The 20593-nt window shown below is 61.1% G+C and carries 15 protein-coding genes and 1 pseudogene; 7 read left to right on the top strand and 9 right to left on the bottom strand.

Features of this window, described 5'->3' with window-relative positions:
• Positions 1-7: 7 nt before the first annotated feature.
• The 3 genes from KFO72_RS06325 to KFO72_RS06315 all read right to left on the bottom strand — a co-directional run bounded on the left by KFO72_RS06325 (position 8) and on the right by KFO72_RS06315 (position 2799).
• On the bottom strand, positions 8-904 hold the full coding sequence (locus KFO72_RS06325) for a hypothetical protein (RefSeq protein ID WP_224099554.1): 897 nt from the start codon (positions 902-904) through the stop codon (positions 8-10).
• Positions 901-2160, bottom strand: a complete 1260-nt coding sequence (locus tag KFO72_RS06320) for an N-6 DNA methylase (RefSeq protein ID WP_224099555.1) — start codon at positions 2158-2160, stop codon at positions 901-903. The genes KFO72_RS06325 and KFO72_RS06320 overlap by 4 nt, the downstream gene beginning before the upstream one ends.
• Before the next feature lie 111 nt (positions 2161-2271).
• Positions 2272-2799: a hypothetical protein gene (locus KFO72_RS06315; RefSeq protein ID WP_224099556.1), complete on the bottom strand. Its 528-nt coding sequence runs from the start codon at positions 2797-2799 to the stop codon at positions 2272-2274.
• Between the two features lie 238 nt (positions 2800-3037).
• Here KFO72_RS06315 and KFO72_RS06310 point away from each other — a divergent pair, with 238 nt between their 5' ends.
• Positions 3038-3820: a hypothetical protein gene (locus KFO72_RS06310; RefSeq protein ID WP_224099557.1), complete on the top strand. Its 783-nt coding sequence runs from the start codon at positions 3038-3040 to the stop codon at positions 3818-3820.
• A gap of 119 nt (positions 3821-3939) precedes the next feature.
• Here the strand turns inward: KFO72_RS06310 and KFO72_RS06305 are convergent, their stop codons facing one another.
• From KFO72_RS06305 to KFO72_RS06285, 5 genes are all read right to left on the bottom strand, one after another.
• Positions 3940-4830 (bottom strand): LysR substrate-binding domain-containing protein, encoded by an 891-nt coding sequence (locus tag KFO72_RS06305; RefSeq protein WP_225031671.1) that lies wholly within the window; start codon positions 4828-4830, stop codon positions 3940-3942.
• An 11-nt stretch (positions 4831-4841) separates the two neighbouring features.
• Complete coding sequence (locus KFO72_RS06300) at positions 4842-6230, bottom strand: TniQ family protein (RefSeq protein ID WP_225031669.1); 1389 nt, start codon at positions 6228-6230, stop codon at positions 4842-4844.
• Positions 6231-6256: 26 nt separating this feature from the next.
• A complete protein-coding gene (locus tag KFO72_RS06295) occupies positions 6257-7915 on the bottom strand; it encodes an ATP-binding protein (RefSeq protein WP_225031667.1) in 1659 nt (552 codons plus the stop codon).
• 87 nt (positions 7916-8002) lie between these two features.
• Complete coding sequence (locus KFO72_RS06290) at positions 8003-10423, bottom strand: hypothetical protein (protein WP_225031666.1); 2421 nt, start codon at positions 10421-10423, stop codon at positions 8003-8005.
• A 579-nt stretch (positions 10424-11002) separates the two neighbouring features.
• Positions 11003-11815, bottom strand: coding sequence for a hypothetical protein (locus KFO72_RS06285; protein WP_224099562.1), 813 nt, complete (start codon positions 11813-11815; stop codon positions 11003-11005).
• Positions 11816-12425: 610 nt separating this feature from the next.
• Between KFO72_RS06285 and KFO72_RS06280 the strand changes: the two genes are divergently transcribed.
• From KFO72_RS06280 to KFO72_RS06255, 5 genes and pseudogenes are all read left to right on the top strand, one after another.
• Positions 12426-13274, top strand: a complete 849-nt coding sequence (locus KFO72_RS06280; RefSeq protein WP_225031663.1) for a DNA-binding protein — start codon at positions 12426-12428, stop codon at positions 13272-13274.
• Between the two features lie 40 nt (positions 13275-13314).
• Positions 13315-14802: a tyrosine-type recombinase/integrase gene (locus tag KFO72_RS06275; protein WP_225031660.1), complete on the top strand. Its 1488-nt coding sequence runs from the start codon at positions 13315-13317 to the stop codon at positions 14800-14802.
• Positions 14803-15279: 477 nt separating this feature from the next.
• A pseudogene (locus KFO72_RS06265) lies at positions 15280-15746 on the top strand (transposase); the annotation flags it as partial.
• 310 nt (positions 15747-16056) lie between these two features.
• Entirely contained in the window at positions 16057-17178 is a 1122-nt protein-coding gene (locus KFO72_RS06260) for a sensor histidine kinase (protein ID WP_225031657.1), read from the top strand.
• Positions 17179-17515: 337 nt separating this feature from the next.
• Positions 17516-18322 (top strand): hypothetical protein, encoded by an 807-nt coding sequence (locus KFO72_RS06255; RefSeq protein WP_225031655.1) that lies wholly within the window; start codon positions 17516-17518, stop codon positions 18320-18322.
• 393 nt (positions 18323-18715) lie between these two features.
• Here the strand turns inward: KFO72_RS06255 and KFO72_RS06250 are convergent, their stop codons facing one another.
• Positions 18716-19288, bottom strand: coding sequence for a TetR/AcrR family transcriptional regulator (locus KFO72_RS06250; protein ID WP_225031653.1), 573 nt, complete (start codon positions 19286-19288; stop codon positions 18716-18718).
• Between the two features lie 338 nt (positions 19289-19626).
• Here KFO72_RS06250 and KFO72_RS06245 point away from each other — a divergent pair, with 338 nt between their 5' ends.
• Positions 19627-20544: a ketopantoate reductase family protein gene (locus tag KFO72_RS06245; RefSeq protein WP_225031649.1), complete on the top strand. Its 918-nt coding sequence runs from the start codon at positions 19627-19629 to the stop codon at positions 20542-20544.
• The last annotated feature ends 49 nt before the right edge of the window (positions 20545-20593 follow it).

Here is a 20593-nt window from a genome sequence, read left to right as displayed (position 1 = left end):
TTCCCGCTCATCGCTCAATCAGTGGTGTCCAGTTGGCCGACTTGTTCCATAGCAGGTGCAGCGAGTCGTCGGGCACCCCATGCTCAAAAGCCACCATCAGTCCAAGGGAGCCAAATCCTTCGGTTGCAGAGCCGAATGGCCCTCGCCTGCGACAGATATCTGCGTACACTTCACGAGGCGTTACTCCCGGATGCGTCCATTGTCCATCGGCGATCCACTGCTCGCTCAACGATTGCAGCGAGTTTCTCTCTGTCATCAATTCCCCGTAGAACAGCGGAACGGAAGGAAACCGCTGATGCAGCGTCGCGATCGCACGCGTATGCGCGAGGCCAACGACGATCGCTACCTTGCCGTCCGAATAGTCGTTGCGCCAGCCCTCGAGGAAGGAAACCAGTTGGATGCCCGTGTAGGCACCATCATCGACGACAAGATACCGTTCATCGGCCTCGAATTGCGACACGTCGTGCGGGTAGTATTTGTCGATGGCATAGTTGCGGTTCACGATGCGCGTGACGACCTCACCGCTCTTACCAGGCTTGGTCATGCCATTTACGTCCGGCGGACCACAGTAAAAGGACAGGCCCTTGATGCGGCCGGCTAACGCATCGCGCCAATGCGCTCCCTCAGCCACTTCTGCTGATCGAAGAAAGTGAGTTGCCGCGTCTTTGAGCGCCTGCCTGAGACTGGACTCCAGCTGTTCGCCAGTACGGTAAACGAGATGCCGCAGGATCAGCCACGCCAGCGACTTCTCGCTTGGGCCCTCGAACTGGTTCATCCATGACTTTACCCGCTCCAGCGACAACGGTGCGCGGCGGATACCGACCTTGCAGAGCGAGCGGACAGCCCGTTCCAGTGCGAGCTGATCGAATCCTTCAGGATTGCCCTCGCCGGGAAGCACGGTCATCGTAGCACCTCCAACTCCATCAGATCCGAGGATGAAAGAAATCTCGCCCCTACTCCATGTGCAGATGCATCGAGTGCGCGCCGTCCGGCCTGACTGGAAAGAAATCCCAGCAGCGCCTGGCGAGCTTCATCCCTCACCCGTAGCGTGAACACGCAGTCACTGACCACACAAGGACCGTGTTCGACGATTGCGACCTTCTCGTGGAGGTTTCTGCCGATTCTTGCAACCAGTACATCTCCTGGCATGGATATTTTTGTCCTCGGCGGAAGCGCGCCGAGTGCGCGCTGACTCAGCCGGAAGCGTTTAGGCACAACCGGGTCGCCTGCGACGAAGTCGCCCAGATGAAAGACGGGCCACGAGCATTGCGCGATCTGCTGAGAGCTGAATGTGCCTCGTGTGATAGCCAGCGTCATGTCGCCCACCCGCAGCACCTGGCGCATGCGGTGATCCGAGCGCTGTGCGCGGGTTGACACGTGGTAGGAGTAGTCGAGACGGCGCTGGGCCATATCGGATGGAACGGAAACTGGTGGGGATATGACGCCGTCGGCACTGATCTGGCGAAGCGTCACGGTCGAAGTTTCGCCGCTTTTCTTGGCGAGCACAACAAGGTACGTTTGCGCCTCTGTGCCGGAAAATACTCGCCGCGGAAGCTGTACCACTTGTTCAACGCGATGCTCGCGCAACAGCGCGCGCCTCACGCCTTCGAACTTTCCAGCAGTAATAAGACCGTCTGGAAGTATCAGACCCAGCGTCCCATGCTGTTTGAGAAGTCGCAAATTCTGCGCGATGAAGAGCAGATCAGCACCCGCGTCGTGTATCGACTTCAGCGAACCTGACAGGCCAGCGTCTTCAAGTATGCGACCGAAACTCTTGCGCCAGCGCGGACGGACGTAAGGAGGATTACAAACCGCCACGTCGACGCTGCCGAGGGACAGGCCGATCCGGTTGGCCAGATCGTCGTCAAGCGCGTCATGTACGTGATGTCGGTAGCTGCCGGACTCGATCGCAACAGACGCATCCATGAAAGCCGTTGCGCAATGGTCAACGTCCACCGTGACAACCTGCGCCCGTCGCCACTTGTCCCGGGCAGCCGATGCGAGCGCACCACGCCCCGAACCCAGTTCCACAATGAGTCGTGGCTGTTGCGCGTGCATTGCGGTTACGAGACTCTCGCTTACCCAGTCGGCGGTGTAGTAACGTCCCCAGCTATCGGCGTTCGTACTCGGTCGCGAGAGGTCTGATTGTGGGGAAAGCATCGAAACTCCGGGCTCGTAACGTCACGGTCGTTGAATGGGGAAAACTACTGCCTGACTTCTCTACCGCGCATCTCGCACGATTCTGGCCGGACAAATCTTGCCGCCAGCGTCTCATGAGGCGTCCGACGACGCGCGCGTGATGGTAACCGATTGTTTGCGGAAGAACACGCGGCACGCGTGACCAGCGGGACCGAGCCCAACGCTTACGGTGCCGTCAGATCCTTCCGTAATCTCATAGATTTCGCGTACGCGTTCCAGCGACCAGCTTCCATTAGGGTTCTGGAATACGTGCACGTGGCCTACTCTCAATTTGTGGGCTGGGATGCGGACGGTCTCAGGTGTCTCCGTGCGTATGGAGATCTCTTCGTCCGCATTCATTCTCCCCGTGACGTCAAACATGCCGCACACCAGCGTCGGGTCGCGATGGTATGCGTCGAGCAGTTTTTGATACTTCGCGGTCATCCCCTCGCGATGCATCAGCAACGATGCGACAAGTACGCGCGCAGTCGATTCCGTAATCACCTGCGCACCGGTCGCGATTCGCTTGATGCTAATTTCTGCGAGACCCAGTTCCTCGGCGGTCTGGGCATGCGTCCACCCCAGTTCGGCCTGTACAGAACGGAATTGCTCAGGGTTCACGAATTAAGCCCATTCGTTTTTGGTATCATGATGATACGCGAGACAGCCGCCCATGCGCAAGTGTCAATGCATCGAGAATGTCTACCTGGCGGACAGCATGGCGTCGGCGCTTAACGCGAAAGCCCATTTGCGACGCCGCGCAGATTGCGCAGTCACACGCAACTTGCGGCACGCGCTAATTTTCTCGTCCAAACAGCCGATATAACAAAAAGCGCCCCTTCCCAACATAAGGATACGAATGAATCTCCGGAAAATCGCCTCGGTCGCCGGCACGGCATTTATCACAGTTGCGCTGACTACGGGATGTGCGACCAAGACGTCGCTGCTCCAGACTGAAGCCCAAGATCATACGGTGACCGTCCTTGCCACATGCGGAGCGGGACTGGACGATAGCGTATCCGCGAAAGCGAAAGCTCAACTCGGTCACGGCGGGGAAATCAGCGCTGAAGCACTGTCGTCCGTCAAGTCGTCTCTCGTCAACGACGGAACGTTGAAGAGCGAAGACAAGCTGAAGGCGTTCGATATCTTTACCAAATGTGCGCTTGAAATGGATAAGCGCATCCGTGATGGAAAACCGGCTAACGCAGCCCTCTCCTCCTTGGTCGGCAAGCAATGGTACCTGAGGCGTGCTCACTACGAGAGCGTCGTCGTCGACCAGACGAAGGTGCCACCATACTCTGTGAAATGGACCGCCCGGGATGTCCGGTCCGGCGAAACTCGCTCAGAAGAACAGCCGATCAGCGGCGCATACTGGATCAGGTTTCGCGAGGACGGCATGATCGAGACGACCTACACCAATCAGGGCATCAATAGCGATGTTCTGTTCGGGCATGGTTGCGCGGACAAGTGGGTAGCGTTAGGTGATGGCGGCGGCGTCTGGGTACAGAACGGCACGGTCTATCCCCCCGAACCAAGGGAAGAAGCCAGGTTCAGGGTGGCAGTGAACGGGAACAAGCTGGTTTTGAAGCGGCTCGAGGGTTCCCATCAGGTTCTGGTCGACGGTGAGTTTCAGGCGGATTGAATGCGTAGACGAGGCATCGCGGGCGAGGCCCGATTCAAAGCGATCTGAGAATTGACCGCCAGCGGCGGCACACTTGCCAAGGAAGGTGATCGCCGAAAATGAACGGTGGCGTCAAACCGTCAGGATGGACGCTGTTGTGACAACAGCCAGTCGCGGAAGGCAGAAAACCCGGGCATCGTCAGCTTGCTTCGGGAATGCGTCAGATAGTAAGCGGCGTCGCCCTGGTCGAGCGTCAACGCGTACGGCGCGACGAACTCCCCGGCGGACAGCCCGGCGGCCAACAACGCAACGGTCGCCATCGCGATCCCATGCCCCCGCGTTGCCGCCCGAAGGGCGACGAGAGAGCTTTCGTACGTCAATGTGCTAATCAGCGCGAAATCGGTTGACCCTGCAGCGTGCAACCAGTCGGGCCAGTCCGTCGGCCTGGGCAAGGTAGACAGCAGCGTGCAGCCGCGAAGCGCGGCCGTTTCGCCACGCGCCAGTGCCGCATGGTCCGTCAGGTACTGTGGCGTACACACCGGCGTGATCAGGTTCCGGAACAACCTCTCACAACACAAGTCCGTCCGCGAGACGGGAGCAAGATGAATTGCCGCGTCAACCGGGCCGTCTGAGAGATTCACCGGACCGTCGGACGCCTCGAGGACGACCTGCACGCCGGGATTGCGCGAATGAAACTCGGGCAGCCGCGGAGCCAGCCAGTACCTCGAAAATGTCACGTCTGCACGGATTCGCAGGCGCCGCGCGCGCCGGCTCTCGGTAATCTCCGCCGTCGCATCCCGAAACGCGTCAAACGCCACGGAGACGGCCTTGAAATACCGTACCCCGTCCGGTGTCAGTCTGTGCCCGCTTTTCTCAAAGAGATCGACACCCAGCTCTCGCTCTAACAGCTGGATCTGGTTGTGGATAGCTACGCGTCCAATGCCCAGCTCCTCGGTGACCAGAGGATAGCTCATCAATCTTGCAAGCGCTTCGAACGTGTGCACGCATCGTAACGGCGGAAAGTCGCGCATCGACTTCTCTCCTAGTCGCGGCAATCGAGTGGTGTCAGGTCCTGCGGCAGGCTGGCCCACAGGCTTCGGACTGACCGCCAGAGCCGGCCGTTTTCTGCCAGTGCCCCATCGGTGCCGCCACAGCGATGGACCAGCTCGATCCACCGGACGAGAAGTCGTGCCCGCTCCAGACACACCTTGCGGACACTGGCTTCAGCGCGGAAGCGCATCCAGTGCGCAAGACTCCTCTCGCTCACGCCGAAGACTCGCGCAATGGTTTCACGCGGCCACCCTTTCTCGTCAAGAATGGCCGCCGCGCGTGCAAAATCCGGTCCGGCGGACGTCGGTTCAAGCCGCCGGTTTTGTCCACGCGCGTCCTCTTCAAACAGGAACGAATGCCCACACGAGCAAAGGCAATGGAAGCGATCGTCCAGGGCGTCCGAGATCAGCAGACGGTGTTGCAGATCGTCCTGACTTTCCGCTCCCGGACAGAGTGGACCCGGCGAGGCTTCCATGCGCCGGACGAGGGTCGACAGAAACACGTCCATCAGGACGATCGGCAGACTCTTTTTTCTTTGTCCACGGCCACCGCACACGCAAGCGTAAAGCCAGCTGCGCGGTGCTTTGGGAACGAGATGAACGAGCTCGAGATAATTTTTGCCGAATGCATGTATGACATCATGAATCAGCCGGTCTTCGTCGATAAGGTTACGATTGCTGGCGCCGTAGCCCAGTGATCGCAGGCAGTCCAGTCGTTCCCTGGAATCCCCAAACCGGAGGGCAGCGGCGCCGTCCTTCAGGATCGCGGCGGACAGGACACTTACTTCATGCCGAGCTGCGCGTTGAAACGGCGAGCCCGGCGTTTCAAGCAATGTATCGGTGCGGGGCCGCCGCGCCGTGAACATGCCCTTGGCGCCAGCACCAGCGCTCGTCAGTGCGCAGCCGTGGACATGGCAGGTAACCACGCCCGGCAGCTGATGGGCCCGTCGCCAGTATCGGCGGATGCCCTCCGCATCGTCCTGGTACCAGCAAGCCTTGCAATAGCGGATGCCGAGCCCATACACACACGTGCCGAGCGCATTGGCGCTCCACGGTATGGGTCCGTTCAGCGTCTCCCTGTCCGGTTCCTGGATGCACACGCCGGCGACGAAGTCGACTTTTGCCTTTGACCAGAAGGCAGCGTAGTAAGGAAATAGCGTCAGCCGGTCGCGTATCTCTGCCGCCGTCATCCCCCAGGTCCGCCGTGTCTCGACTTCGACGTGCCGGAGGTTCGTCACGATTGCAACCGGCATACCGATACCGTCGCCGAACAGCCTCCGGCAAAACGCCGCGACGTCATGTACTTCGTCGTTCGTCACGTAAGCGGCCGCCACGCTGACGAGAACTTCGTCCGGGAGGGGAAATTCAAGCAAGATCGTCATCAATTCGCTCCGTATTCCTTACTTCATCATCGTTTTCTTCTTCCCGAGTCCTTTGCCGGCTGTGGCTTCTTCTTCGTTGCCGCCGGATCGTTCTTCGCCCCGTTCTCGCGGGCTGGCCGACGGGGGCGCCCGTCACTCGCCGGCGTGAGCGCCGCACGAATCACGTCCTCACTGGTCCAGTCAGGATGCGCCTGAAGGCTGTCCCTGACCACCGACTCGGCTTCTACCTTCGTCTTTCCCAGTTCGACGAGGATCGCAACGCAAAACGAGAAGCGCGCGTCCGGTTTGCCGGTTCCCGGCCCATTTTCCCGACCCCGGTGGCCAGAACGCTTGCCAACAGTCGCCCTGACCTTTTCGACCTCCTCGAATGCAACGTCCTCGAAATCGACGAGTCTTGCATAATCCTTCGTGCGCAGTGCCTGGATGAGCCCGGCGACTGGCGAAAACGTCCTGGCGACACTCTGGAGCACCAGTTCATGCGTGACGGCTTCGAATCCCGCGAGTAGTCCTACATACTGGGTAATTTCCCATGCCAGTTTGGCAAACGCAGGCAGTCCGGCGCTGACCAGGTACAAGGCTTTCCGGATCACACCTCTGTTCGCCGGTGCGCGCGGCAGGAAATCGATGCGCATCAGCTGGTCGGCGAACTTGCGCCACTCCCGGTCATAGGAATACGGCGACAGCTCGGTCATACCGCCGCTGATCGCGCGCCTCGCGTTACGCAGGGCTTTGCCTGTGGGATGGCGTTCAGGCTCGCGAGTACCCGGCATCTCGCCAGTGAGGTAACGTTTGGCGTCATGCGTTCCCAGCAGCACGTAGGCGCACGCGTTTTCATTCAGCAGGTTCGACAGAAACCCCAGGAGCCAGGTCTTGTCCGCAGCCCTGAGCGCGAACTGAATTTCGTCGATGATCAGGACGCCCACCATGTGCCGCTTGAGAACGGTCACTACCTTCTTGACGTAGTCGCCGATGTTTGCGCGGCTCCGCATTTCTTCGACGTTGTGTTCATCAAAACTGAGATCGAACCAGTACAGGATGCCCTGCATCAGCGTTTGCACGCTGCCATTGGGCGGACACGACACCATGAGCCACGTGACCTGCGTAAAAATCAGAGGTGCGCCTTCAAACTCATGATGGTCGATTTTCATCGCAAACAAGCTGAGCACCATCATGATCAGCGTGGTCTTGCCGACGCCGGAGAGCCCGAAAACCGAGTGACAACGTGAGTGGGACTGCGCGGGTCGCTGGATGACGGTGGCAACGCCCGTCTGCGCCAGCTTGTATCTGTTCCGAACCTCTCTTGCATACGACGCCGTTGGGACGGCGTCCCGGTAGCGATGCCGCAGCGCGATATGCATCCAGTCGTACAGGTCAAGCACTTCCGGTACGATGACCAGTACCTGCATGACGTGCTCGATAGCAAGCACCTTCATTTCCAGCGGCCACGCCCGGTATGTTTCCAGATGCGGTACAGTAAAACTTGCTTTCAGCGCCTCGATCACCTCGTCCCGGGGACGGTATACCGGGATGGCCCGGATCATGGGATTGTGGGCGTTTTCCTCCAGTTCGAAGGAACTGTTATGGTAGTCGGCATCGACACATGGATTAACATCCGTGAAGATATAGTCGGCCATCGACGTGACCGGCACCTTCTTGTATTCCTTGTCGTCGTTGTCCTGGCTCATATGGTGACCTCTATCCAAAAAGGGAGGGGGTGCCATGCGTCGCCCGTCGTCGGCCCGCTCTGTCGCCATCGGACCGGTTCGCTGGCGCTACAGTTTCTCGAAGGTGCGTCTGCGCATGAGCGCCCGTGCGTCGCCAGGACCGGTTACCGGCTTGCGCGGCCTGGAACCGGGGAGATCCTGGCGGTGTTCCTGCGCACGCGCTGCGCCGCCCTTCGCGACGAACACCCCCATGCCTCGCGATTGCCGTTCAAGCGCGGCTTCGGCAGCCCGGGCGTCACGCATGTCCGTCGTCTTTGGATGGCGACGTCCCGCCTCACCGAGTGCCTTCCGGCGCTCACGCCAGGCCTTCCGTCCCTCTTCCGCGTTGTTCAACTGGTCCATGATCCGCTGGGGTTGTGCCGCCCGCCGTTTCTCGGCGTTGTTGCGCCGGGCCCGCCATCGGTACTGGTTCCATTCCTTGAGCGAGGCATCGTCCGGGCTCACGGCGTTCGTGCCGTACTGGACGGCGTACTCCAGATAGTCGTCGCCCTTGAGCAACAGCGTGGACATGCTGTCGGGGTGGTACTGGATCGGGACTTTGTCCTTGCCATGTTTGTGCCACACGTGGATAAGTGTCGACTCGATGTAGGGCGAGGTGAAATACGCACCGTTCCATAACAGCCCCTTGTCGGTCGGCCTTGCGACATCGTGTGGCCAGGTCGCGAGCCGCACTTCGTCGACCGACCGGCTCACCAGGCTTCCGCCCAGATTCGCGATCCCCCAGTTCCAGCGGTTGATCGGCGTGTCGGCGTCACCATCGAACACTGAATCAGGGATCGCGGCACCATGGGTGATCGGCGTATCGTTGTGACGCAATATGGCCCGGATCATTTTCTTCGTGATTTCTGTGGCGGTATGCACCGCATCCCACACGTAGCGTGGTGCACATCGCGTCGCGACGTCCTTTTCCACCACCCCGAAAGCCGCGCGCTGAAACTGGCTTGGGACCGATCCGAAACGTCTTTCGGACAGTCCGCGCATCGTCGGATCGCGCGCGCGCGCATTGCTGATCGGTACGCGCAGCTGGTGATTGACTGCCCGCCAGGCCGCCGCCTTCATGTAGTCACTGCCGTGATCTGCCAGAAATCCATTGCCAGGCAGTCCTTCACATGGCCATTGTTCACGCGTGATCGTGATCCCGTAGCGTGCACACAGTTCGTCCTTCGGTGTCACGATACTTTCAAGCACCAGCGCAACCCCCTCGAAGCTCGGCGGCTCGAGTGTCACGTGCACGCCAACGATGAGCCGGCTATACAGATCCATGCACAGGTAGATGGTTGGGCGCCCTACGACGACCGTGCGCTTGAGCCGCGAGACCACGTAGACGTCCCCGACCGTCGCATCAATCAGGTACTGTGTGCCCGGCCCCATCGAGTGCTGCAGCGCATGACCCCGCTTTGGCCGGTACGACAGCGCGTACTGGCGCTCGCCCACCCTCCGCTTGATTCGCGCAGCCAAAGGCACATTGGTCAGATAGTGATGCTGGAACTGCCGGACAGTGACCTCGCCAAACGGCGCCAGCTCGAGATCGACGATCTGGCCGGTTGCGTCCTGGACCTCACGGGTGCAACGACAGACATAGTTCAGGTGGTCGACGCACATCTCCATGGTAATCTGCTTGCGGCTTCCCACGTTGCCGACCGAACGGGAGCGTTTGCGCCTCGCATCCGCAGGCCTGGCGCGACCGCCCGCTTTTCGACTGCGCTTGCGGACACCATACAGTTTCACGTCCTGTTTTGAGCGCTGGATCTCCTCCATCAGTTCCGGCGGGATATCGACCTGCCAGGGACCTTCCCGACAGGTCAGGTACAGATCGATGTATTGCTCAAACAGGCATCGCAGGAGCGCAGACGGACATGCGTTCTGGTGAGGATGCAAGGGCTTGCGCCCTGGTCGCTTCGCATACTCGCGCTCGCGGCACTCAGGTGCGTTCTCGCCGCGGAAGGTGGCAAGCTGGACCTTGCGCCCGCATCTGAACAGCGTACTGGACACCGCCGCCGGGCTCATGCCCCGCTGCAGATACCACCGGTGCAACCGGCGGATCGTCGTGAGACTTATCTGTGCTTCTGTGGCGTGCCGTTCCAGGATGGCTTTGCGCTGTGGCCCGTAAAACAGTGTCTTGCGAAACTCAGGGTCCCCGACCAGTGACGCGATGTGTCGCCAGTTCTCGTCGCTCTGCAAGACATGTCCGTCCGTGTCACACTGGATTTTCCTGAACGCATCATACGGATCACGCTTGCGCTCGACCTCGACAAACCTGTCCGCACCTTCATAGCCGGGCGCCGCGCGGCGGCACAGCTCCCACGTCAGCAGACAGATGGTTTCCGTGCGACTGCTGCGGACGTCACACAGCACGGTGTCGACTTCGCCGCCACCCGTGTCGACCACGCGATACAGTTTTCCGGTCGCCGCCTCCTCGAACAGGTCGTTCCGCGCGACCGCCCTGAAGCTGCGGGCGCGGTCAGCCATGGTACGGTCCCGGAACAACCCGCCAGCAGCAGCGACCCGGAGTTCGCGCCCGGCCGCACTCACACACTTCGATGTCGCGGCGCGTTTGCCTGTCGACAGGAACCCACACAAAGACACCCGCAGGGGCGCGCCGCTCAAGGCGGCGAATGACCGAATTGACCGCAGTGATCGGAATGACCGGCATCCCCAACCGCTCCGTCTGACATTTATCGAAAAGAATGGCGGATATCCAGAATGTCCATGACAGCCCGGTTGACTTGCCCCATCTCACGTTCTCGTCCCTGGCCGTCCGCGATTGCCCGCGGAAGCGCGCCATCAGTCTGTTCAGGAGTGCGGACGGGCGGCCGTCGTGTTCACCGGAACTGATCGGTAGAGAGATCGACCTGTGCCGGCCCTGGTCGCCCTGCATCACGCCCATGCCGCGCCGCCGAACCTGCCGGCAACACGGGGAGACAGCGCTGGCGCTGACGCGGCGGGATGGTCCGATGGTTCCATGCCGGAACGGGACGCCCGGCATGGTTCGGCCGACGTGGCGGAAGCGGTCATCCATTGCGGGCTCCCTTGGGGGGGGCAGCCGCATCACGCGGCCCGGGTGATTTTCAGTCCGCTGAGCGGCTGGCGCAGCAGGTCTGGCACGTCGAGACGGCCCACAATCCTGCGGGTGGCAAGCAGCTGCAGCGCCGCTCGCACGCCGTCGCCCGGTGGTCGGCCCGTTGTCCGGGCTGCCGCATGACACGCCTCACGCAGGCTGCGATACCGGCACCGCCGGCATTCCCCAAGCAGCGCATCGTGCTGCACCTGGTCGTCAGCGTTCGGACTGACCGCCAACATGTACTCACCGTGCGGGAACAACTGCCAGAGGTTACGCACCTGGCAGTCGTTGAATCCGCCCGAGCGGCTCAGCTGCCAGCTGACGCCCCGCCGGCGCCAGTACTCGCTGACGATCCGCATCGCGTCGGGCACAGCACGAGCCGGGTCCAGCTGGCATGCGAGCGTGTCGAGGGCGATCCACGCATAGCCATCACCTGTTTTGCGCAACACCATCAGGCCGGTACGCAACACGGACGGGCTGCCGTCGCGCATGCGCGGATGCGCGATCCCGAGCTGGGATGCGATCAGCTCCGTTTCAGCGGGATCGGTCAGCGGAAAATATTCGTTCAGGTCACATGTGTCGGGATGCCAGTGCGCAAGGAGAAAGGTCGCGAGTTCCGCGTCGGACCCAAGAATGATCTGGCGGCCACCGCAGCGCGCGCAGCAGAAACGGTGCATGCGGCCCACGCCGCGCGCGATCTGCCGCTGCGTGAGCCCAGGCACGTACGACGCGCCGCTCCCCTCGCCACGCCGCTCCCTTGCGCAGCGTGCGACCAGCTTCTCGGACAAGGTCGCGTCCATAAGCCTCCCGGACCGTTGCGACAACATCCATCACCGCCGCGAGCGGCGGCCCAGGTCGCGATCAGCGCAACGAACCGCGCGTTCGGCTGCGCGCACGACCCGTCTGCTTTATATGGCACCGACAGCCGGAAGGGAACATCGCGTCACGTTGCGTTGCCACACGCCAGCCACATTCGACCGCCTGCCGGACCTGCGCGACGGGGACGAACGGGCCATGAAGTCGCAGACTGCATCGTCGCCACGTCAGTAGCGGCTAAATGGCATTCGCGCGTCGCCATATCCGGCGTATTTTCCCGTCGGTCACATGAAAATATACGATTGGCGGTTTAAAATTAATAACAGAATGTATTGCGACTTCCTGTTATGGATAATCGGATGACGCATTGCATCATTAAATTTGTGCATTGCGAACCGTCAATTAAGGAGATTACGAACAGATCGGTCCATTTCCCTTGGGTGACGGCCTGACGCGGTGGCTAGCCGGATCGTCGGGGGCATCGAAGCACGCACGGACGCGATCCTGGGCCCTGACTCGCACGATAATAGGAGTTACCTGCTTTCTCCGTTTTTATTCTCATCCTTTATTTGCTTTAATTACGCACACAGCGTAATGAAAAAGCCAATTCCCCCAAATGGCCAGATTCACGCGATAATCCGGCAAATGGGACGCCCTCCTTTAAATACGACTGACGCCGTTATCGCCGTCATCCGGCAGCAGCTGGCTGAGGGCTGCGCGGGCACGCAGGTCACCCCCGCTGTGTTTCGACGGCTGGTGTCCGCCCGTCGCGTGCGCGAGCGGCTCGGCGGCGGCGACCTGGCCTGGATCAACCGCACAATCCGCAGCGTCGAGGCGCAGATCCTGGCCGAGTCGGCTGCGCGCGATCCCGTCGCGGATCTGCCCGATGCGGTCGCCACGACCATGCGGGCACTCTGGCAGAGCGCCGTCGCGGAAGCCCATAACCAGCTCGCCACCGTGCGCACCGAGGCCGCGCGGGCGATCGAGGACGCCCAGGCCGAACGCGACGAGGCCACCGCGCTCGCCGCGATGTTGCGTCACGAATGCGGCGAGCTCCAACAACGCGCCGACGCACACGTCCACAAGATCGGTGAACTCGACGCGACGGTGGCGCATCTGGCGCGGCAATGCGAGGAGGAACGGGCACGGCGCCAGTCGCTGGAGGCACGGCTGGCCGACGCACTGGACGCGCGCGAACGCGATCGCGCCGCGCATCAGGACGAGCTATCGGCCGAGCGCCGCGAATACGATGGACTGCGCCGCCAGCTGCTGCTGGAAACGGACGCGTACCGGCAGTCCATCGGGGAAGCGCAGCGCGCGCTGGAACGGGAGCTTGCTGCCTGCCGTCAACTGCTGGAACACACCACGCGCGAGCGCGACCGGCTCGCGATGCGCGACGACAGCCAGTCCGGATTGCGTCCGGCTCAGGGACGCGCCCCCTAAACCGCCGGGTGTGCGTGCGCACCTGTCACCGGAGACCGTCATGTCGCCTGCCGACTGGATCGACGTGCTCGCTGTTCCACCCCGACCGCTGCCGGCCGGCATCGACGACGCCGTGCGCTACCTGTCCCATGCACTGGGCGTGCCCGTCTACGAACGCTGGACGCCTGCCTCCCTGCTCAGGAAGTACGGGGGCATGCAGGACGCGAGAGCCGCGCAACCCGAGGTCTTTGCCCTGCTGCTGGCCGGCGGCGCCGTGGTGCAGTTCTGGGATGCGGGCCGGGTGCTGACCGTGCCCGCCGGGCGGGCTCCGCGCAGCGAGGTGGTCGTCGAGCGCCTGCTGCGCGTCCTGCGGGTTCGCTTTCGCTGCGTCAGGCCCCGCGGGCCGCAGCGCGACCCTGAGCCCGTCGCCGGTCCGGCCCCGCACACGGGCACAAGGGCCCAGGCCTCGCTTGACGACGAACCCTGGCTCGCCGGCGCGGGACACCTCGTCAACCGGGATGCGGCGTCGAACACCCTGTGCAGCTTCGACGATGCGTCGGCGATCCGGCTTTTCCTACGCGACCGGGCAGGCGGCTCCGTGCACACAAGACGCGGGTATATCGCGGAAATCCGGCGCCTGGTCAGGTGGTGCCAGGCAAACGACATTGCCGGCCCGCTGTCCAGCCTGTCGCGCGAACACCTCGTCCGCTACCGCGAAGCCCTGTCTGCCATGGGCGCACGTACTGCGCGCGCCTCGCATGTGCTCGGCGAACGCAGCCAGCAACGCGCGCTCGCCGTCGTGCGCAGCGTCCTGAGTTATCTATGGCGCACGGGGTATCTGACGGCGAACCCCGGCGCGGGTCTGGGCGACGCGGCCGCCGCACGTGAGAAGTTCGCACCCGATCGCATTCTGCCCGCCGGCGCCGTACGGGCATGCGACGACTGGTTGCGCGCCCGCCTGAACGCGGACGGGCAGCCGGTCGCCGTCGCGCGACGCGCGGCGATCGTCGCGACCTACCGTTTTACCGGCATCCGCCTGGACGAACTGGCCTGGCACGATAGCTTTCCCCGGCTCGCAACCAGCGACGACGGCTGGACGCTACAGGTCAGGGGAAAGGGGCACCGGGAGCGGGCGGTTCCCGTCCCCGGTCCGTGCGTGATCTTTCTGCAGCGATACCGGTCGGCATGCGGACTGCCGCCTGACCCGGCACCCCGGGAGAACCTGCCGCTGATCCGCGGGCAGCGGCAAGACGCGCTCGGCCCCTCCGGACTGTATCGCGAGGTCCGGGCCGCGTTTGCGGAAATGGCCGCCGCCGTGCCGCCTGCCGAGGTCGCCACGCGCCTGGCGCTCCAGGAGGCGTCGCCACACTGGTTGCGTCATCTGGTCGGCAAGACGCTTGTCGTCGATGCTCACGTGCCGCTGCCCGTCGCGCAGGTCCTGCTCGGGCACCGGTCGGTAGCGACTACGTCCGGCTACGCCCGCGCCGATGCAACCCAGCTTCGCAACGTGATGCAACGCTGCTTTACGCTGACGCCCGGCCCAGGATGACGGGCGATATGTGAGCTGGAAGCAGCAGAACTGATGTGTGATCAGAGCAATTTCACGTTCGCCTGAAACAGAAGCGTCGCCTGAACGATCAGCGGCGCTCTACAGTTCGGCGAGACCTACGAGAACAGGCAGTACGGCTTGCTACGCCTTCGGTACTGTGACTTGCGAAGGCACAAGACGAGAACACTCGGTAGTTTCATCGTCTGCGGTCATTTAACGACCTGGTCAGACATCCGGATCCAGGTGGTTGCTCTCGTTAGCGGGCACAGCCCGGGGCCATATCAGCTTGGCGTCGAGTGATATTTCTGTAACTCCCCTGAAGCCAAGTTGCTCGTAGAGACGACGCGCGGGATTTCCGTGAAGGACGCTCAGGGAAACGGATACGCCTTCTCGCCGTGCTTCATTCAACACCCCGCCGAAGATGGTTTCAGACCCCCTCGCTATCGGTCGGCGCCCGAGGGTGCCGAAAATGGTACGCCTGAGGCCGTCTGGCAGCGCTGCTATGTGCACTTCCTGCGCAACGCGCTGGACTATCTGCCGCGTAAGCCGACGATGACTGCCTGCAGGAACTGCGCTGGATGTACGACCGTCGCGACCTGCAGGAAGCACAACGGGATCTGGCTGCATGGATCAGCAAGTGGCAGGGCAAGTATCCGAAGCTCGTCGACTGGGTGGAAGGCAACATTGCCGAGACGCTGACGTTCTACCGCTTGCCTCGCGCGCATCACAAACACCTCAAGTCGACCAACAAGCTTGAGCGCCTGAACGAGGAAATCAGGCGACGCACGCGTATTGTGAGAATCTTTCCGAACGAGGCGGCGTGCCTGCGACTCGTCCGGGCCCTGTGCAGCGAAACGCATGAAACGTGGCTCGAAGACAGCCGTTATCTGAACATGGCTCTGCTGGCCGAGCAGAAGAAGGAGTTTCTACGCGCTGCTGCATGAGCGGCGCGCCGTGTCCGCTGTTGAGGGCTACGCCCTGCGCAGCGGACACGGCAGAAAGATCGACTGAAACCATCGTCACCGGTTTCTGCACAACTTGACGTACACAACTACGGTAATCCATCGACGACTAGCAACCTGCACCCTTACTGCCCCGCGGGCGACAGCCTGCGCCGTCCATCGCCTGCAGTGTGAAGAATTTGCCATACAGAAAATGGTATGGGGTTCGATCGTGTTGGCGACTGGCTGCGTGGCCGGTTAACGACCGGCACAGGCTTTTGTGTACGCGCAACCCTCATACCAGGAGGAATGCATGAGCCTCGCCGATTTCATTGAAGCTGATTTATCCGGTCTGATTGAAGACTGGACCAGTTATGCGCTTTCGCTCAGCCAGGACGACACGCAGCTGACGGAAACCCAGTTGCGTAACTCGGCGGCTGACATCCTGACCGCGATCGCGACGGACATGCGCGAGACGCAGAACTACGCGCAGCAGGAAAGCAAATCGCGCGGCGGTACGCACGCCCCGAATTCGGACTTCGACCGGGTCGCGCGTCTGCATGCGGAGGATCGTCTGTCACACGGATTCAGCATCAACGATGTGGTTGCCGAGTTCCGTTCCCTGCGCCCCACAGTTCTGCGCCGCTGGGAGAAAAGGTCGCCGTCCGGTGCTGCGGCGTTCCAGGAGATGATCCGGTTCAACGAGGCGATCGACCAGGTGCTTGCCGAATCGGTGCGGCACTACGCACAGCGCACTGAGCGCATCCGCGACCTGTTCGCCGGCGTACTCGCCCATGACCTGCGCTCCCCGATGGGCGCAATGCTGAATGCCGCCGAAGTACTCTTGCATGACGAGGGTCTCTCCTTTGCCGGCGCAAGGGCGGTGGCGTTTGTTCAGCGTGGCGCCATGCGGATGAAACAGATGATTGACGATCTGCTCATTTTTACGCGCACGCGGCTGGGCGACGCGCTGCCGGTCAGTTTGACGCCGCAGGATACCGGGCGGATCTGTCGCGATGCGGTGGACGAAGCGCGCGCGTCCTACCCCAATGCCCATATCGAGCTGCGTTTGGCCGGTGAACTCCGGGGTAGGTGGGACGGCAGTCGGCTCAGCCAGCTGGTGGTCGATCTGGTAACCAACGCTGTGCGCTATGGAGCAGGACCCGTCGTTGTGGACGCCGCCGGTCATGATGGCGAGGTCACACTGGTCGTATCCAACGAAGGTAACCCGATCCCGGAACGCGCGCTGCCCACGCTATTCGATCCGCTAACCCGCGCGGGGCCGGCTGACCGGCGGGGTATGGCGGCAGGCATGGGGCTGGGCCTGTACATCTGCCGCTGCATTGCTAGCGCGCACCAGGGAACGATAGGGGTCGCCTCTTCAGAAAACGGCACCTCATTTACCGTCCGCCTGCCGTGCTCGCCAGCATCATGACAGAGTCCCCGGCAGTCTCATGAATTCCCTCTTTTCGGTCGCACGAACTCTGCTCCAGACTCACGAATTCCGTTTCCCTGCATCAACTGCCGGACAGTTATGCGAGCTTGATGCGCAACCCTGTATGGATGTACAGTTCAGTGCATCTCCCTCGGAAGGAAGAGTATGGACACGCGACAGTTCAGAAAACTTGAGCAGCCTTCGGATTTCCGCCAAGTTGAAGGTTACGTCGATTGCATTGACCTCGACAGGTCCAACTCCGGCGGGTCCTTCATACTATCTACGAACGTACATGCGGTGCTCGCTTACGACCTGTCATCAGAAACATCGGGACGGTGTGCTGGTTGAACTAGAGGACGGACGGCTCTCCAACATTGGTCACGTATGCGGCGCAAGCCCGGAGAACTTCGGAGAGCAATTCGCCAGGGAGCGTGAACGATTCGCCGACGATAAGGTACGTGCCGACGCCATCCGTCGATTGCAGGACCGGAAAGAGATCCTGAATCGCTTTGATGAGGCGCGGACGATAGGCGCGGAGTGCGGCCGATCGCAACTACAAATCGATACCTTGCTGGCATCCTTCAACCTTCGTGTGCCATTACAAGTCAGGCTGAAGGATGTGAGCGGTCGGATTGTGACCGAAGAGCTGCAACGCGATGAGGCAGAAATGAGCCGACTTATTGACGATGGCTTGTACCAGACTCGTGCTCAGGCGAGGTATTACCAGAATCGCCGGGGCGAAATAGAGGGCCTGGCGGTTATCGCGCCCAAATTCAACGTCGGAAAAATGTTCGAAAAAGCGGACCGGCTACGCCTCATGGATCCGCTTTCACTCACAACGCGAGACCTACTGACCCACGTGCGTGGACTGCAGGAGGTAACGGACGACATCGAAGCTGCATCCAGATGGATTGGAGACGCGAAAAAATTCGTTTCCCAGAAAAATTTCGCTGTTCTAGCCTATCTTCTACCTCCCGGTTCTGAGCGCGAGCGCCTAGCGTCTCTCACCATCGACAACCTGCGTTCGATAGGTGCAAGTCACGCGGCTAGGCAGCACACAGCCGAGCAGTCTGCTGCCCGTCCCAGCAGACGCGTTGAAAGACACGCAAAGCGACTTGAAGCGCAAAAGAAAGCCTCTGCCTAGCCGCTGTTCATAAAATAGGCCCCGGCTTACGATCTCTGGGGTCCCGCATCTGGGTCGCTTGTCAGCCTTGATTGCAGTAAGCTCCGGCGGAAAACGAAGATGTAAGGACACCCCTATCTCAAACTCTGATCACGCCGGCAAACCAAACTTCTTTCTATAGCCGTGAGAATGTTGCAAAACTCGAATTGTGCGCCGCGCGAAAGAGCCAAACTCGACAGACCCAGAAATCATCGAATTGTTGAAATGGGAATTCGGCACGAACGGCGCCGAAAATTCGTCTCGCTTGCGCACTAACTGTTCCCATGTATCCGGAGGTTGGTTATCGTCGAATGGCTACTCGCCATAAATCTGCGCTTTAAAGACGAGAAGCGCCGCTGACGCGGAAGCGCGCGTTTAAGACTCGGCGAATTCGACGAAGCTCGCGCGCGCAGCTTCCAGTAGCTCGTCAGATAACTGCCTGTCAAGAGCTCGCGCCATCGCAACCGCACCGATCATCCCGGCTGCGACGGCGAGAGCTTTTCGATGCGCATCTTTTGTGTCCTCTCGCTCCATCGCAGCTTGCAAAGCAGAGACGAGTTCGAGAAATGTCTCTGAAAACTCTTTGCGGTAGATACTGTCCTGGCGGGCAGCTTCGCTCGCGGAGGCAAGGAGGGGGCAACAATTAATACGATCGTCACGCTGACGCTTTGAGACATAGTGCATCAACAGCGCATTGACATCCGGCTCGTTCCCTAAGGCCTTCGTTCGGCGCTCTGCCCCAGCTTCACGCCCTCGCCTCAGCGCCGCGACGGCCAAATCACTTTTGCCGGCGAATCCCGAATAGATGGCGCCATGCGTTAAACCCGCAGATCGGGCAATCTCCGCTACCCCGACGCCATCAAGGCCTTTTTCCCGAAAAAGACGGCCAGCGGCGTCCACCAAACCCCTCTTGTTTGCCTCCGCGGCTTCTTTGGTAACTCTGGTCATATCCGAATTCCTTGCACTTGATGAGTTGAGTCACGAGGCACAGCTGATGCCATCCCGAGCGCTGTTGATTGGCGCCGAGCCCACGGTCGCGCATGCCGAACGTCGAATCCTTTCGAAAATCTTATGATTGCGCCCATCATCATATCGCTCTAGAATTAATGATAACAAGCGTAATTTAAATGACTGCGGTGCGACGTCGGCGCCGGCAGGTGCTGTGACTCGAGGCAGCCTCTGATGCCTGAGACGACCCAGCGTTTTGCGTTGCCGTCCGGCGTTGGACCTGCGTATCACCGCAAAGCTGCGCTTACCAGTTTCATCAAATGAGGACAAAAAGCGTTATGCGTTTATTGATAGTTGGAGCAGGCTCCACCGGTGGATATCTCGGCGCCCGACTGGCACAAGCCGGGCGTGACATCACCTTTCTGGTTAGACCGACGCGAGCGTTACAGTTGCGCGAAACGGGGCTACGTATCCAGAGCGCGCACGGCGACGCGACGTTGTATCCAACGCTCGTGACAGCAGGTGAGATTGCACAGCCCTACGATGCCGTCCTGCTCGCTGTGAAGGGATACCAGCTGGCCAACGTCCTGGAAGACATTGCACCGGCGGTCGGCCCAGAAACCATGATTTTGCCCGTTCTCAACGGTATGGGTCATATGGAAACTCTCGCCCGGCGCTTCACGAAGCACAACCTGGTCGGTTGCACGCTGAAGGTAGCGACGGTGCTTGAGGACGACGGGCGCATCGTGCAACTTTCGCCGATGCAGGACTTCGCCTTCGGAGAACTCGACGGCGGCGTTACATCTCGGATCGAGGCTCTGGATGCCTTCTTCCGGGACGCGAATATCGGTGCCCGCCTGTCGCGTGTCATTGGTCGCGAGATGTGGGAAAAGTGGATTCTGCTCGCGTCAGTCGGCGCCATTACATGCCTGACGGGCGGAACGATTGGGGAGATTGAAGCCTGCACGGGTGGAGCGTCATTCGCTCTCCAACTGCTAGAAGAGATCGTCACCATTGTGAAGGTCGTTGGCGAGCCTCCATCGGACACGTTCCTACACCTTACGCGCGAGCAACTTACCGCCAAAGGGTCGCCGTTCGTATCGTCCATGTTCCGAGACGTGCAGCGTGGCCGACCAGTCGAGGTGGAAGAAATTATTGGCGCCCTCGTGCGCCACGCAGGGGAGGCAGGCATTGCGACGCCGCTTCTCTCGGCCGCTTACGTCAAACTTCTCGTCTATCAGCACAAGGTCCGCTAGGCGCGATAGGAAGCAACCGTACGCAATCCGGCTCACAGGCAGCTGGCAG

The organism is Paraburkholderia sp. XV (assembly GCF_020177535.1).
In the GTDB taxonomy this organism is placed as follows: domain Bacteria; phylum Pseudomonadota; class Gammaproteobacteria; order Burkholderiales; family Burkholderiaceae; genus Paraburkholderia; species Paraburkholderia caribensis.
Note: the sequence above shows the minus strand (reverse complement) of the source record. Positions and strands in the feature narration are given on the sequence as shown.